This window comes from Myxococcales bacterium, from assembly GCA_016703425.1.
Lineage (GTDB): Bacteria > Myxococcota_A > Polyangia > Polyangiales > Polyangiaceae > JADJCA01.
Genome location: JADJCA010000031.1, coordinates 70,183 through 85,685 on the forward strand (window position 1 = coordinate 70,183; position 15,503 = coordinate 85,685).

General features: G+C 68.7%; 13 protein-coding genes. 8 read left to right on the top strand and 5 right to left on the bottom strand.

Annotation, left to right across the window (positions count from 1 at the left end):
• The first annotated feature begins 7 nt into the window (after positions 1 to 7).
• The 3 genes from IPG50_38705 (at position 8) to IPG50_38715 (ending at position 3,273) form a co-directional block, all read left to right on the top strand.
• Positions 8 to 325: a hypothetical protein gene (locus tag IPG50_38705; protein ID MBK6698075.1), complete on the top strand. Its 318-nt coding sequence runs from the start codon at positions 8 to 10 to the stop codon at positions 323 to 325.
• Positions 326 to 648: 323 nt separating this feature from the next.
• Positions 649 to 1,503, top strand: a complete 855-nt coding sequence (locus IPG50_38710) for a hypothetical protein (protein MBK6698076.1) — start codon at positions 649 to 651, stop codon at positions 1,501 to 1,503.
• Between the two features lie 117 nt (positions 1,504 to 1,620).
• Entirely contained in the window at positions 1,621 to 3,273 is a 1,653-nt protein-coding gene (locus tag IPG50_38715) for a hypothetical protein (GenBank protein MBK6698077.1), read from the top strand.
• Positions 3,274 to 4,075: 802 nt separating this feature from the next.
• Here the strand turns inward: IPG50_38715 and IPG50_38720 are convergent.
• Positions 4,076 to 4,492, bottom strand: coding sequence for a hypothetical protein (locus IPG50_38720; GenBank protein ID MBK6698078.1), 417 nt, complete (start codon positions 4,490 to 4,492; stop codon positions 4,076 to 4,078).
• Between the two features lie 339 nt (positions 4,493 to 4,831).
• Positions 4,832 to 6,601: a hypothetical protein gene (locus tag IPG50_38725; GenBank protein ID MBK6698079.1), complete on the bottom strand. Its 1,770-nt coding sequence runs from the start codon at positions 6,599 to 6,601 to the stop codon at positions 4,832 to 4,834.
• 1,499 nt (positions 6,602 to 8,100) lie between these two features.
• Here IPG50_38725 and IPG50_38730 point away from each other — a divergent pair.
• From IPG50_38730 to IPG50_38740, 3 genes are all read left to right on the top strand, one after another.
• Complete coding sequence (locus tag IPG50_38730; GenBank protein ID MBK6698080.1) at positions 8,101 to 8,736, top strand: hypothetical protein; 636 nt, start codon at positions 8,101 to 8,103, stop codon at positions 8,734 to 8,736.
• A gap of 171 nt (positions 8,737 to 8,907) precedes the next feature.
• Positions 8,908 to 9,375, top strand: a complete 468-nt coding sequence (locus IPG50_38735; GenBank protein MBK6698081.1) for a DUF1554 domain-containing protein — start codon at positions 8,908 to 8,910, stop codon at positions 9,373 to 9,375.
• 1,748 nt (positions 9,376 to 11,123) lie between these two features.
• The gene (locus IPG50_38740; GenBank protein MBK6698082.1) at positions 11,124 to 11,720 is read left to right on the top strand and encodes a hypothetical protein; all 597 of its coding nucleotides are present in this window, start codon (positions 11,124 to 11,126) and stop codon (positions 11,718 to 11,720) included.
• On the opposite strand, the gene IPG50_38745 is transcribed toward IPG50_38740, so the two are convergent.
• Entirely contained in the window at positions 11,684 to 11,902 is a 219-nt protein-coding gene (locus IPG50_38745) for a hypothetical protein (protein ID MBK6698083.1), read from the bottom strand. The two genes, IPG50_38740 and IPG50_38745, sit on opposite strands and share 37 nt — an antisense overlap.
• A 165-nt stretch (positions 11,903 to 12,067) precedes the next feature.
• Here IPG50_38745 and IPG50_38750 point away from each other — a divergent pair, with 165 nt between their 5' ends.
• Positions 12,068 to 12,823 carry a hypothetical protein gene (locus IPG50_38750; GenBank protein MBK6698084.1) on the top strand — a complete coding sequence of 252 codons (756 nt, stop codon included), beginning with the start codon at positions 12,068 to 12,070 and terminating at the stop codon, positions 12,821 to 12,823.
• Positions 12,820 to 13,521: a hypothetical protein gene (locus IPG50_38755; protein ID MBK6698085.1), complete on the top strand. Its 702-nt coding sequence runs from the start codon at positions 12,820 to 12,822 to the stop codon at positions 13,519 to 13,521. The genes IPG50_38750 and IPG50_38755 overlap by 4 nt, the downstream gene beginning before the upstream one ends.
• Before the next feature lie 99 nt (positions 13,522 to 13,620).
• Here IPG50_38755 and IPG50_38760 read toward each other — a convergent pair whose 3' ends face one another.
• Together IPG50_38760 and IPG50_38765 are read right to left on the bottom strand one after the other, a co-directional pair.
• On the bottom strand, positions 13,621 to 13,857 hold the full coding sequence (locus IPG50_38760; GenBank protein MBK6698086.1) for a hypothetical protein: 237 nt from the start codon (positions 13,855 to 13,857) through the stop codon (positions 13,621 to 13,623).
• Between the two features lie 126 nt (positions 13,858 to 13,983).
• The gene (locus IPG50_38765) at positions 13,984 to 15,327 is read right to left on the bottom strand and encodes a hypothetical protein (GenBank protein MBK6698087.1); all 1,344 of its coding nucleotides are present in this window, start codon (positions 15,325 to 15,327) and stop codon (positions 13,984 to 13,986) included.
• Between the last annotated feature and the right edge of the window lie 176 nt (positions 15,328 to 15,503).

Sequence of the window (15,503 nt, forward strand, 5' to 3'; positions counted from 1 at the left end):
AGCCGACGTGAGGACGGCGGCCACGCCAGCGTCGTCGGAGGCAGCCGCGGGCCTCGTGCAGCCCTTCGCTTTCGGCGTCGCGACGCAATCGGGTGCCTCCTTGGAAACGGAGGGAGAGCACGCAGCGGCGGCCCCCAACGCGCTAAGCGCCAACGCCAAGGAGAGAGTCGAGAAGGTCGTGTTCATTGCGCAAGGCCTCGTCGTTGCCGAGTCGTTCGCGGGTCACGCAGATGCGGGGGCCCCACTCGGCACGTATGGCGTTGCAGTGCATCGGACATGCCGTGCGGCGAACGAACCGCGAGAGCAGATGCGCCCTGCGTTTTGAGGCGTGTTCTCGCGCGGGAAGCGGGCGTCGGAGGTGGGTGATCCAGTCGCGCTTCTTGCGGGACGGATTGTCGCGCTTGAGCGCCGACCTCGACCGACGGGGTCGGGGTCGGGGCCGGGGCCGGGGTCGGGGTCGGGGCCGAAAGTGTCACCCATCTCCATGGACCATCGCCTTGACCGCTCACCAAGAGCGCACATGGGAACGTTCTGGGTCCCGATTCGCCGCTCGCGGCGCGGCGCCCGTGCCCGTACCTTGGCACGGCAGACGTGGTCGCGAGCAAAGGCTTCCGAATACCGACGGCAGTGGGCGAACACGGACGCCTCGTGTCGCCCGACGAGGCTGCCCGTGGTCGCGCGTACACGTGTCCCGCTTGCGAAGCCGTCGTGGATCTTCACGCGGGAGAGGTGAAGCGACGCCACTTTCACCACCGGAAGTCCACCTGCAGCGCTGAGGGGGTCATTCATCTCTCGGCGAAGCGGCTCCTCGTGCAAGCGGTGGAGGACTGGCGGCGCGGTGGCGCGCCAGTCACGTTCCGTCGGCGCTGTGGTGAGGACGGATGCGACGCGGTGACGGCGCAGGAGATGCCGCGAAAGGTCCTCCGGGCCGCGGAGGAATGGAGGCTTCGCACGGGACACGTCGTGGACGTTGCGCTCCTCGGTCCCGCAGACCTTCCGATCGCCGCCATCGAGGTCGTGGTCTCGCACGAGGTCGATGACGCCAAAGCCTTCGAGTTGGGCATGCCGTGGATTGAAGTCGAGGGCGCGGCCGTCTGCGAGTCGGGCGGCCGCGTGCTCACGCCGGTTCGTGATCGGTTCCTTCCGTGGCTTTGCGACGAACATGCGCACCGCCGCGGCGCCTCGCGACGGGAGGGGCTCGCCGCGGAGCGAAGCCGCAAGGCCCTCATGCGCGCGCTTCCCTACGATCTAAGCGACTTCCCTGGTTTTCGCGTCGACGGAACGACGACCTGTCCTCGGGGGCATCCCACCCTCGTCTTCGCATGGGAGGGCAAGGAGCCCCCCTGGCCACGGCCGCCTCATGTCGTGGCCACGGAGGCACGCGCAGACGTCCTCTATGAGAAGACGCAGCGACGCGTGCATCGCGTCCTCCCGTTTCGCCGTCGGTGGATCAGCGTATGCCTCACGTGCGGCGCGCCCCTGCTCGACGCTGATGCTCGGTAGTCCCTGCGGCAAGACTTCGTCGCGGTCGAGGTCGAGGTTCCCACGGCACAGCCCAAAGAGATAGGTGACACTCCTCGTCTGCGATCGCGGCCAGGACCTACGCTAGGCTCGGCACCGATGGTCCGCGGCAGGCACGCACGGCGATTCGTAACGACGCTCGCGCTCGCTTTCGCAGTCGTCGCCTGCGGGCGCACCCGCGCGGACCGCCGCGACGCCGGAGGCTCAGGTCGCGCCGACGCCGCCCTCGGCGACGGGTACGTCCCCGTTGATCTGAACGACGCGCTCGCTGAGCTGGATCGCACGGTGAGCGAGAAGGAGAAGGCCTTTCGAAAGGCAAACCGCGACGATGACGCTCTGATGCACATGGGGCTGGGCCAATACCTGCGCAACCATTGGGGGCTGTGGCACGACTCGCGACTCGCGAAGTGGTTCAACGCCAAGGGCGTCAATCACGCCGACGACATGTCCGGCATCCTTCTTGATGCCTGGCTCGCGCGCCTTCGCGGCGAGCCGTTTGATCCCGAAGCCGGCATTCGCAAGGCGCAGGCGTACTGGCGCGACGCGAAGAACGCCGAAGCGGCCGAGGAGACCCGCGTAGCGGCGGCGCGCAGTCGCATCGCCACACTGATGATGGATCTCCCAACGTGGCCGCCGCCGCGCCGATGGGCCCGATTGGCACCGCGCAGCGGCAAGGGCGGCGTTCGTGTCGGCGCGATGACCCCCTTCCGCGACGGCGTCCTGGTGACCGCGCACAAGGCCGATTGGGCCGAACCCCATAAGCCTCGCTACGACTACACGTCGCCGCTCTTCTTCAACGAGCGAGCGCGCACCCTCGCGCCGATACGCGTTCCTGAGCTGGACCGCATCGAAAACGTGGTCGTGTTGGGCGACCGCCTCGTCGTAGAGGGCGTGCGGGGCTCGACGCATCGGATTCTCTCCATCGCCGGTCGCGCGCGCAACGCCATTCCCATGCCACCAGGCAAAGGATGGGTCCGCCTCGCGAGCGACGGCGACCACCTCCTCGCGGTCCACGAACACTCCATCTGGCGGTGGGACGGCAAGGGCTGGCGGTCTCGCGGCACGCCAAGCACACGGCTACCGTGGTGCGCCGTGCCAGTGGTCCACCGCGATCACCTCTACCTTCGCGGTGACGCAAGTCTCTGGTTCGGCAACAACATGCAGTGGCTCAAGCTGCCCGCCGACGCGCCTCCGACGTCGTTTGCAGCTGACACCGGGCTCATCGGCGCCGAGGGACCGCGCTGGGAGTACGTCTGGAGCTTCGCGTTCACCCCCGCGGGCGACCAGTGGCTCTTGGCTGGCGCACTGGCCCCGGCAACCCTTTTGCGCCGCGGCGCCAACGGTCGCTACGACATCGCGCTCTTCCACGGCAAGAGAGACTTCTACGGCGACTTGCTGCCCCGTGATCTCGACGGGCTCAGCTTTCACGGGCTAACGGTCGGCAAGAACGGCGACGTTCTGCTCGCCGGCAACGGCGGCGTGTATCAGTTCGACGGCAAGGAACTCTCGCCGTTGGTCGGCTTGCGCAGAACGGGGCAATCCGTCTTTGGCGACGGCAAGCCCACCGACCCGGAGGCCGAAGAGCGCGGAAATTGGCACCTCGACCCCACGACCATTCTTTCGCTCGGGCCGTGGTCGTACTTGCTCGGAAGCGACGATGCTGGCGTGTACCTCGTCGACGGCTACGATCTGGACGGAGTCTGGGACATCCAAGCGCTCGACGACCCGCTCGCGCCGCCCGTTACCTTCTGACGCCGACGGGATTGGGTAGCCCGCGCCGAGGCCGAAGCGCTGCAATCGAGCGGAACGACTCCACGCTCGTCCTCGAACGCTTCGGCGCAGCGTGCGTTCGCCCGCGCCAGTCTCGGGAAGCGGCGCGCCACTGCCGCGGAGCGCCCCGCCACTCGCGCGATGCTTCGCGCCACTTCGGCGGAGCCGTGCGCGGTCCCGGCAAGCGCGCGCCGCACAAATTGAAGCGCTCGCGCACCGAAATGCAGGCTAGCTGGCACGGCGCATGACCAAGCGGACTCGGCGCAAGGGGGCGGCTCCCCCCCCCCCCCCCCAGCCCGGGCCCCCCCCCCCCCCCCCGCCCCCCCCCCCCCCCCCCCCCCCCCCCCCCCCCCCCCCCGGCCTCCCCCCCCCCCCCCCCCCGCCCCCCCCCCCCCCCCCCCCCCCCCCCCCCCCCCCCCGGCCGCCCCCCCCCCCCCCCCCCCCCCCCCGGCCCCCCCCCCCCCCCCGCGGCCCGCCCCGCGCCCCCCCCCCGCCCCCCCCCCCCCCCCCCCCCCCCCCCCCCCCCCCCCCCCCCCCGCCCCCCCGCCCCCCCGGCCCCGGCGACTGGCGCGCCACCTTCGGCATCACCGATCGCGCTTCGGACTGTGGCGCATGACGTCGCGCGCCTGGCGGAGCCCTTTCGGCAACTGGCGCAGCGCTCCCTCCCCCGTCTGCAACGAGATCCCGCGGTGTTGCAGAGCTTCGCGCGGCGCAAAGCGCGCTTCGCGTTGCGTCGCGAAACGCCGCGGCGCCTGGGACGACACAATGCACAAACTCTCGCGGCTCAGGGGCGCGGGGCCTGCCCAAACGCGTTTTCGCCCCAACAGATGACGTGGCCGTCGTCACGGATACCGCACGCGGAGAGGCCTCCGAGCCCCACCGCTCGGAAGCGGTCGAGCTTGGGCGCGGCCCCGACGGTGCCAGCGGCGTCGTACCCCCAGCAGCGCACAGCGCGGTCGACGGTGAGCCCGCACGTCACGGCTTCGGCGGCAGACACGGAATGAAACAGCTCCGACGACGGGCCCGAGGGCGCCTGACCACGCCCGTTTAGCCCCCAGCAGAGGAGCCGACTGTCCGAGCGGACGCCGCAGGAGTGATCATACGACGTCGACACTTGAAGGAATGTGTCTGTGGTCGCCACCGGTGGAGCGGCGCCGTAGGTGTTGTCTCCCCAACAAATCACCTTGCCGTCCACTCGCACCCCGCAACCAACATCGCCACCCGAAGAAATGGACTTGAAGAACTCGGCGGTCGGAGGCTGGGTAGCCTGCCACCCCCAACAGATGGCGCGGTCGTCGAACTGAATGCCGCACGCCGCTCGCCCAACGCTCAGCGACTTCAGCGGGACCGCGGGCGGCTGCCCGAGATTGGGGGTACCCCAGCAGTCAACCGTACTGTCCGCCCGCAGCCCGCACGAGAAAGCCGCGCCAGCCACTAGTTCGTGGCTGAATCCCAATGGCACCGTCGCGGGGCTTCCCGTACTCATTGTCCCCCCAACACTCCGCGCCCGACTGGCCAACAGCGCACGCGTGCGCACCACTCACGGAAATCGTGTCGAAGCGAGCCCTCGGCGGAAGGGTTGAGCCTGGCCCCAGTAGTTTGACCCCCAACAAGCGATGCTGCCGTCCTGCCTTAGAGCGCACCCGTGGGCCGGTCCCAGGGCGAGCGCCTTGAAGCCCCCGCTGGCAGGGGCTCGGGACCCGGTAGCCGCCATCGTCTGCCACCCCCAGCACTTGAGCGAGCCGTCCGAGCGAAGCGCGCACGTCGAGTGCCAAGCTCCGCTGTCCACAGCCACGTACGGGCCAGCGTCGAAAGCAGGCGCCTCGCCATACGCGTTGCGTCCCCAGCACCGCAGAGCGCCATCGGCCCGGACGGCGCACGCATGACTCATCCCCACTGTCACGGCCACAAACGTTTCGTTGGGCTCGGCCGGCGGCTGCGAATAGTTGGTGTCCCACCGCCAACACGCCAGCCGCCCGGTGAGGGTGATCCCGCACGCGGTGTACGTCGAAATCGAGATCGCGCGAAACGTGCCGGTCGGCGGTGTGCCGTAGCAGTCAACGCTGTCGTTGGAGCGCAGCCAGCAAGCGTCCGTCTCCGCGGCAGAGACGCCCTTGAACGAAGACGAGCCCGCGTTCGGTACCAACGATGCCCCCATCCAACACACGGGCGATCCATCGAGCCGAACACCACACACGCGAGCTCCGCCAGTCGCGAGCGCGGTGAGCGTGGTCCCACTCGGTGGAAATGCGGCACGTGCGGATTCGCCCCAACACACAACCTTGTCATCCGTACGCATGCGGCAGGTGTGGAAGTCTCCGGCTGCAATGCTCCGAAAGCCAACGCGCGTCGCAGGAGCGGCCGGTGAGGCCGCGTCGACCCAATCGGCGGATACGCGCACGCGAAAGAACCGCTGCTCTCCCATGGGGCTCGTGTCATCAAACCAGACCCGGCCCGTCACCGTCGGCAGGTCCTTGTACGCCCCATCACCGGTCCCGCGAGATCGCTGCCACTGGAGCGTGAGTTCGTCGACGCTACCGATAGCGCGACGGCCCACCGCGGGCCCCGATGCCTCGCCAGCGGCTGCCCCGCTCCGTGCACGGATTCGATACGTCGCTGGCGTCGGCCTTAGCGTCGGGTAATTGGGGAGCTCGAGCCTAATGGCGGAGCGCGAGTCATCGAGGACCGCGCTCGGCGTCGCAAAGGCTGCCGTGGCGAGCGGCGCCTTCTTGTCTTCGACGGAGAGGATGAGTCCGACGGACTCCCAGCTCCCGCCATCGTCGCGACTCAACTCATAGTCGGTGACACTCCCGGCACTGACACCAGTCGCGGACGCGGAGAGCGGGCCATCGCCGCCGGTGTACACCGCGCGAATCCGGTAGGAATGTGTGGCCGGCAAACCGTCGCCAGCGGCGGGTTGCCAGGCAACCACCACGCCCGATCGCAGCGTACCGTCGGACGCCGTGAGCGCGAGCGGCGCGCTGAGGGACGCGCTCCGCAGGGCAAGATCGTCAAAGGCATTCTCCAGCCCAACCTCGGCCAGTGGTGCGTCGTCGCGATAGACGCGATAGCCCGTTAGCCCGATCCTGGCGATGGGCGCTGCCCAGGTGAGGTGGACGCGGTCAGGCAAGTCGGTCGTCGCGCGGACTTCAGTCACGGCGCGCGACGCAGTCTCGACCGCTTCGCTCGGGGCGGCGCCCGTGTCGCCCGTGGCGGCTTCCGGTAACGTCGCTTCCGGCCTCGAAGGGTTCGCGATCTCGCCACAGGCGACCAGCGACACGACGATCAGGCTCGCTCGTCGCGAGTTCACCGAAGTTCCCCGCCCGTCACCATCGCTTACAAGCATAGCGCGATGCCTCCGCAAGACGCGAAACCCGCTCGTGCGCACGACCGCGCCTGTTCCCGCATCGCAGAGGCCCCAACGATGCGTGGGTTCAAGGAACTGCGGCAGCGCGCGGGGTGCCCCTGGCCCAAGCGCGTCAGTCTTCGGTGTGCTATTCCGCGCCCATGATCGCTCGTGCGCTTGCCATCGCGCTCGCGGCCGCCTGCGGGTCTTTGAGCGCCTGCTCCGACGAGCCGATCACTTGCAGGCAAGTCGCGGAGGCAACCTGCCGACGACTGTCTGACTGCTTGCCTTTCGCGAAGCGCCTTCGCTACCGCGACGACGCATCATGCGTCGCTGATCACGAGGTCACGTGCAAGGGGCTGGCGTGTGTGCCCGGCTCCGGGGCCACGTCCGGCGCGCTCAAGCAGTGCATGGCCGACCTTCCGGGCCTCTCGTGTGAGGCGTTCCTCGCGTCTGCTTTCGGTGGGACGAACGGAACGGGAGAGCCGCTCTGCGGCATTCAAGGCGGCCTGCCGCGGGGCTCGCGTTGCCTCAGCCATTGGCAGTGCGCGCAAAGCGGAAGCGCGTGCGCCGATGGTGTGTGCGCGCCGGCAGACCGCTCGCGCCAGCCCCGCGAGGGCGAATCGTGCTCGAGTCCCTACGGTGCGTCCTGCGCGCCCACGTTGTATTGCGATTGCGATCAAACCCGGATTGGTTGCGACGGCGTGTGCAAGCGCCACGAGAACGACGCTCAGGTGGGGGCCACCTGCACGTGGGGCCAATTCGCGTCAACGTGTGGCGACTTCGAGCGGACGGGGCTGTTCTGCAGAGACGGCGTCTGCGCCCAGGCCGCGATCGCGGAACCCGGCGCGGATTGCCGTAGTCCGACCGGTGGGGTGTGCGGCTTTGGCTCAACGTGCGGGACAAGCACCTGCGCACCGCCACCCAAAGGGGGGGAGCCTTGCTCGGGCGCTTGCGAGGCGCCGACTCGCTGCGTCGGTAGCGGCGTCTCCGCACGCTGCGTCCTCCCCGACGTTTCCGCCTGCCCCTACTAGGGGAACCGGGGCCTCGACTTGTGTGAGAACGCCCGCGAAGCTCCCGGCCCCGCTCTCGGGGCGCGGGCAATGCCGGAGCATCGAGTGCGCGGTGGATTGCCAGCTTGGCTGGCCGCTACGCATCGCCTGTGTGTGGCACGGGCGCCGTCCTCGTGAAAGCATTGGCTCATGGGGTCCGTTTGCTCCGTCCGAGCGGTGCTGCTGCTCCTCGTCGTGGCGTGTGGCGGCCGGGCGATTGATGACGTGAATGCAGCTCTCGAGCACGCTGGTGCGGCCGGCGCTTCGGGGCACGACGCGGGAGTTGTCGACGCGGGGTCGCCGGATGCTACCGCGGGGGCCGGACGCGTGACGCCACGCGCAACAGGCCTGGATGCGTCGGAACCAATCGATGCGACAAAGCCAATCGAGGCGGCACCCCCGGCGCCAGCGATGCTCACGGTCACGAAGCCGGGTGTCCCCACCGATGCTGGCCACGTGTACGAATGGCAGCGACCGCTCGACTGCGCCGGTGTCTGCCAACGCTCGGTCGTCACCAACGAGTCGACCGTGCTCTATGCCGAACCGCGTGGCGGGTACGTTTTCGACCGATGGGAGGGGGCCTGCTCGGGCACGGAACCGCAGTGCGTGCTCAACCTCAGCGCAACAAGCAACACGGACGTCGTCGCCAGGTTCGTTCCCGCCAATCGCGTGTTTGTGACGTCCACGACAGCTGCCGTGGCCGACGTTATCTCGGTCGGCACGAGCCACACTCCGGCCGGGGCGTCGGACTCGGACCGTCTCCTTGCCGGCGCCGACGCCTTGTGCGTCCAACTGGCTCAGAGCGCCCAACTTGGGGGCACGAGTTGGGTCAGTTGGCTCTCGAGCTCCAAGGTTGGCGCTCTGTCTCGTGTGGGCACCGCCCGTGGCTGGGTACGAGTCGATGGCTCGCCCGTCTTTGACGAGGTGCTCGGAGGCGTTCTCTACCCGCCCTCGCTGAACGAGAAGGGGGGCCAGGCCGGGTTCAGCGTGCTCACGGGAACCGCGAACGGCATGTTCGACCCGAGCGGCGGCAATTGCGTAGAGTAGTCGCCCAGTGCATTTTACACACATCACGCAAGCGCAGGGGCGGCGCCATACGGCACGTCGCTGTGGAGCACGTACGGTTACTTGGTCTCGTGCGACGTCGATCCGGTCCGCTTCTATTGCTTTCAGACTGATCACAACACCGCGATCAAGCTCCCACGCTCGCCCGGGCGCATGATCTTTGCCTCAGACTCGCTCCTCGACGCCTCCGGCGGCATCGCGGCATTCGACGCAGCATGCAAGGCCGACGCTGCGGCAGCGGCTCTCGCGGGAACCTTCAAGGCCTTGGTGGCCGACACGACCACGGCAGCGCGCGGACGCTTCACGATGCGCAACGAACGGGTGGTGCGGCCCGACGGAGCGGTCGTCGCGTTGACCGATACCGGCCTTCTGGAGCGAAACGAGGCGGTGGCCGCCGCCAAGATGGGCGCCAGCGGTACGTACTACCCGAACATGGGCGCGTGGATGGGTGCCCACGGAGCCAATGCGCCTGCCGCGGAGAACTGCGCTGGTTGGACCTCAAACGACGTCAATTCGTATGGCCTCGCTGCCTATGGCGGCTACGTGCCCGCCCCGTTCGACGCCCCATTCGGCCCGAGCCCGTGCGCGAGCCAGTTCCACGTCTATTGCCTCCAAGAGTGACTGAGACCCACGAGTGGCCGCGCCTAGACCCAACGAACCCGACGCGACGCCCCGGCCGCAACACGCCCTCGCGAAGAGGTTCCGTCGTGCTCAGTCGGTAGGCATCCTGCTCGTGGTGGTCGCAGCGTTGGCAGCAGCAACCGGTCAGTGGCTGATCGCCGTTGCGTTCGCCCTCGGCGCCGGCCTCACGCGACGGCTCGCCGGCAACGGCGCGGCGGAGGTTGAGGCGGTCGTCCGAAACAATCTCGCCTTCGAACAGATGTCCCGCGGCGATCTGGACGGCGCCGACGCCACGCTAGCGACGGTCGACCTAAAGCGGTGCAGTTCGTACATCCAGCGCGCCGTGGCGTACCAACGAGCGCTCCACGCCCACCTGCGCGGGAATCCTTCCACGGTGGTGCGGCTCGCCAGCGCATGCCTCTTGCTACCAAACGGGTTACTCGCGCGCGCCCACACCCATCAGGTTGTGCTCGAGGCCCACGCGCTTCGCGCGCTCGCACTGGCCACATTGAACGAGAGGCAGCGCTCGATGGCGGATGTTGACGCAGTGTTGGACGACGTCGCGGCACCGCCGTCCGCTTGCGCTAGAGCCAACCTCGCTCGATGGGTTCTCTTGACGAAGCGCGACGACGTCCAGCCGGCGGAACTCACCTCTGAGTTCGCCAGGTTCGCGGGCCTGATGGAGCCGCTGCTGCCCCAGGAACGCCGACTGGCGCGAGCGATCGTGAGGAGCCTTCGCCCCGAGCGGGCCCGTGCGTATCGGGAATCAGCGATTCCAGAGCAAGATGGCAGCTTGGACCCTTGGCTCGCGCGCCTCTTGCCAGGTGTCGCGAGTCACGCGCCGCAGCTACCACACAATTCTCGGACCACGCTCGCGCCAGGCGCCGGGCCGGTTAAGCCGACCGCCGAGCCGGCCCGCCCTTCCTGGGTGCGCACCGGAGCGGTCGCCCTATTCTGCGCGGCGTGCTTGGGTGCGGGCGTCGCCATGTCCCGGTTCGAAGTGGAAACCGCGGCGTCGGGGAAGCGCGGTACCGTTTCGGACGCTCTGAGGGTGCCAGATGCCGGCTTCCTTATCGTCGCGTTCACCGTCTTCATGGGAATCGGGGTAGTGGCGGCGCTAGCGCGCGCCAATCGCGAAGCAAGGCGCCTGTTCGAACTGTCAGCCGGCTTGACCAAGCCGGGTGCCGATCGGTGCGCGGCGACGCTCGCCACCATGCGAAACGGATCAAGCGGGGTCGGCGCCTCGCTCGCGCTCACGAAGTATCTCGCGCAGCGTGGAGAGTTCGAGAACGCCCTCGCCGAGTGCACCCAAGCTCTCGCAAGGCTAAGCGCCCAGCCAAACGCGGCGGCCGCGGCGTACGACCTGGATCACCCGGGCCTACTTGCGGAACGAGCCTTTTTGCTGGCTGCTCTTGGGCGGGTCGATGAGTCCACCGACGTCCTTGCGAAACTCGCAGGCCAGTTTCCTGCCTACGCCTACCTAACGGCCGCACGACTTCGCTGCGAAGCGCACGTTGCCGTGCAACGCAACGACCTCGACGCCGCGAGAGCGCTCGCCGCAAAGCGCTCACCAGGCCTGCCTCTGCCCCTGCTCGACGACGTGCTCATGGATGTCCTCGTCGCGCCAGGCAGCTCGGCGCGCGAAGCGGTGCGCGTGCTGAGCGAGTTCGAGTTCCTCCCGGACGTTCGGCGAAACCCGAGCGTCTTGCTCCCCGCGCACTCGACGAATTGCGCGCTGCTACGGAGACGTGAGAACGTTGGCCGCACGCATGACGGCCACGGCCTTGCCCCTCATCCTCGCGCTGACCCTCGTCGGTTGCCGCGACCGCGGTCGGCATAGCCCCGACGACGCAAGGCCCATCGCAGAACGACTCGCTGGCATCCAGCCCGGCGAGGAGCGCGAGATGAGCCCCGGCACGTTCATGAAGATGCACCGCATCCAAGCGACCGATCCTCTCGGCGACGGTTGGCAACGCGCGACGTCAAGCGAGGGTGCCTTCTCCGTCGAGCTACCGCTCCCGTTCAATGACTTCCGCATCCGCAGCGAGACGACCGACCACGTCGAGATGCGGAGCCATTCCATCGGAGCCAAGAGCCCCGGCCTCCTCGCGTGGTCGGCCACGTGCATCGTCCGCCGCGACGGAAAGCTCAACGCCGACGGAAGGGCCCCAGCGTCAGGTCGAACGGAAGCCAAGGGCGACAAAGCGTTCCTGCGGAACGTCTCCCTCGACGCCATGTCGTGCGTCCTCGTCGTCGAGGCGCAGGGAACGGATCCGCTCCCGTCCGCCAACGATCGTGAGCGCTTCTTTCAGTCGCTCAAGCAAACCGGCAAGCCAACCTGGTAGCTCGCGCCGACGCGGCGTCGCTCGTGGTCGAGGTCGTGGTCGTGCTCGATCTCTCCCTCTCCCTCTCCCTCCTCCCGAAGCCTGATGCTTGCGTGCTCGTCGTTACGCTCGCGCATGGCGCCACACAGATCGCTCGACCTTCCGAACTCGGCGGTGACGACCTTAGCCACGGCGGCGTCCATGTCCGAGCATGACTAGGGGCGGTCCCGTCGACCCCGAAATTCCGACGAAGGTGGGGCAACGCGCAGGACCCGCCGCGCTGACAGATCGACTGTCTCTTTGCGGAGAACGCACTGAGACGACGTTGCGAGGGCGTTCCGGTAACGCCGCATGGCACAACGGCGACCGTGCGTGGGGGGAGGAGCTGGGAACTTGCGCTCGTCGTTGCGATCGGAACGGCTTGCGGCGCGCGCACCGAGTTCGGGACCGACGACCTGCCAAGCGGCGTCGCAGCCAACGACGCCGACACGACGGCCGACGGCGGCGCCGATAGCGGCCACGAGCGCGGGGCCATCGACACCGAGCCCGGCATCGTTGCGCCGCCCCGTCCGTTCACCTGCCAAAAGGTTGCAGAACGCGTCGACCAAGCGGCGGCGAACGAGCGACAAAACGCTGGCGGACGGACCCTAAGACTCGGCCAGACCTTCCGTGCGGGGGCGCACGGCGCGCTCACCGCCGTCGAAGTTACGGCCTACCGGTGCCCCGACACGACGGGCCTGCTTCGCATGACGGTCTACGAAGGGCTGGGCGTGGATGGCGCGGTTGTCGGAACTTCGGAGATCACCGCGCCGCCTTCGGACATCTGCCATGCCATCTATCTGCCGCTCCTTCATCCGACGAAGCGGGGACCGGCGACGTTCGACTTCACGAGTTCGTGCATCGAGCTGCGGGCCGACGCCGACTACACGTTCGTCATCGAGTCGGTGGACGGCGAAGGCTTCTTGGGGGGCACCATCGTTCCCAGTGGCTCGGGCTCCCGCTACGACGCCTACGATCGCGGCGGCGCCGTCTGGGAAGGCGACGACGGATTGGTTTACGTCTTCACAAATCCGATCGGGATGGACCTCGCGTTCAAAACGTACATGGAGCCCGCCCCACGATGACGAAGTTGGGCATCGTCGCGAGCGCTGCGCTCGTCTTCGTGGCGGCGTGCGGAGAGGTTTCGCCCGACGCGCGCGCGAACAAGGCCGACCCATCCTCGAGGCCCGCGGATGCTGGCGCGCCGGTACGCGAGACGGAAGATGCCGGTCGCACGCGATTCGTTCCTGGCGAGCCGGACGCGCAAGCGGCGGATCCGCGACGCTTGCCCGTTTGCTCGCCCGGCGTTTCGATCATGGGACGCACGTTCGCACAGGGCGACACCGTCATCGTCGGCAGCGATCTAGCTCAAACGTTCGTTGCCGAAACCTCCGGTATCGTCACCGATGTGCGGCTGGCCGTGCGTCGCTGCGGCGGTGCTGCGGCCGAGCGACTCAACATCCTCGTCAGTGAGGAGGGCGGTCGCCAAGAGAGGATCGCCGAGACCTCGATCGCCTTCTTGCGAGAAGACTGTTCCGACAACCCGCCCCCCGTCGACATCGTCGCCGACTTGCGATCCGAGTGCGGGCGTGTCGAGATCGGCAAACGCTATCGCTTGCGCGTGCATGGGCCGCTCAGCCTGTCGACGACCCAGGCCCCGACCTACCGCTTTGCCGTGAGCGCCAGCGACGGCTACCCCGAAGGTGTGCTCTCGCATCTAACCAAGGCCGGCCAGGTGGACGACGTCGGCGATCTGGCCTTTCGCCTGAACGTTGCGCCCTGAGCGCGCGCGGCGGCCGAAGTGGACGCACGCAGGGCACAGTCGCAAAAGCAAACCGGCACGCGAACCTGACCCCTCGAGCAAGGCGCCACGTCGATCGAACTAACGCTCGTTCGGCGGGGCTTCGTTGGAGTCTTGGCCGGCCGCTTGGAGTCCCTCCAGCTCCCTTCGGATCTCCTCGATGAGCTCCAGTCGCGAGAGCTGGAGCAGGCGGATCGCCTCCCTCAGATCGGGAGGCACGCCGCCTCCGCCGCCGGACGAACCACCGGCCGCAATCGCCAAACGAGGTCGCGCCCGCGCCGAGGTCGTCACCCGATGCAGCCTAGCACCCGACTGCATCGCGTCCCGGTCGTGGTCGAGGTCGGGGTCGGGGTCGGGGTCGGGGTCGAGGTCGGGGTCGGGGTCGAGGTCGAGGTCGAGGTCGGGGTCGAGGTCGCGTTCAAGGGTCTCCCCTCGCCCGCCCCCCTACCCGCTCGGCGGCGGGGGCGCCACACTCACTCGCGACAAGAGCGGCCTCACCGCTCCATAGAGTCGCGGGTACGGCTCGAGCGACGACACGCACGCGGCCACGCGGGCCGCGCCCGATGTGCCCGGATCGTCGCCCGCGGGCACCACTTCTTCGCCCGGCGGGGGCAACATCGCTTCGAGCCACGCGCGCAAGACGCCCGGCAGCTCGGGTGCATCGCACTCACCGAGCGCACGCGCCGCGAGGAGCGGATCCGGCGTGACCGCGAAATACGTGACGAGCCTCATGACGTCGCGGGGGCGTCCGCTCTTCGCGAGCACCTCCGCGAAGGCCGCGCTCGCGAGCGGATGATCCGTCACCTTCAACATCTCAGCACCGATCGCATCGAGCGCTTGCTCGCCGCCGCGCTGCACGATCTGCCGCGCGCGCGCGGGCGCGAAGACGTTCGCCTCGAGGGCCGCCGCGAGCGCTCGAGCTCCCTCGCCTGTCGTCCAATCGAGCATCGTCGAGGACACGGGCGCCTCCGAGGGGCGCACGCTCGGGAGGGACGCGGCCAACTCCGGATCGCGCGGCGGCGCGCACAAGAGCAGGTCCCCTTGCGTATCGAGCAACTTGAGGACGTCCGCGACCAAGGAGTCGAGGCTCGTGAGCGAAGCCTCATCGCGCTCCACGGCGGCCACGTGTTGCGCCAGCTCGCGCGGATCGCGCAGGGCCAGCGCCTCGAGCGGCTCGCGAGCCACGAGCACCACGCGCGACTGACTCTCATCGACGTCGTGCGGAAGGAGGCGCGTCGAGGCGTCGGCCGTCAGGAACGGCCCGAGCGCGCTCGCCCCGAAGGCGCGCGCGGCTCCAAGAACACGACGCTGCGGCCAAGGTCCGGCGGAGCGTCGCGCCGCAAGACGGAGGCACGTTTCAAACGCGGCGGCGCGGCGCGCCGACGCGGAAGCACCGAGGCGCGGCTCGTATCCGGTTACGGCGCGGAGCACGTCGGTCGGCAACTCCATGACCGGTCCGTCGGCGAAGATCTCACCGAGCGAGCCTTCGGGACGCGCCGCCACCGCGAGCATGAGCACAGCCACGACGCCATCGGGCGCCGGAAGCGCGCCTTCGTCCTGCGCACTTCGGAGGTGCCGCACGAGAAGTCGGTCGACGCGATCGGCGTGCTCGCCGAGGAGTCGCGCCGCGAGCTCGGCCCATTCTTCGGCGTCGTCCGCCTCGCGCCCCACACGAACGCGCGCCAGCAAGCGCGCAGCGGGCACGCCCTCGAACCAAGCTCGTGCAAGCTCTCGATCAGAGACCACGAGCTCGACCTCGAGATCGGGGTGCGGTAGCGGCGTAAGCATCCTCCCCCCACGCTGCAATTTTTGAACCTCGAGCGCCAGGCGGAGGGAACCACCCGACACGGTTCCGCGTCGGCCGAGACGCGCGTTTCATCGAGCTTTATCGAGTGGGCGCGGGTGCGCGCAAGAACGCGCATCGCGCACTGGTTTACGGAATTTCCAGGGGCAGCGAGCCCCCG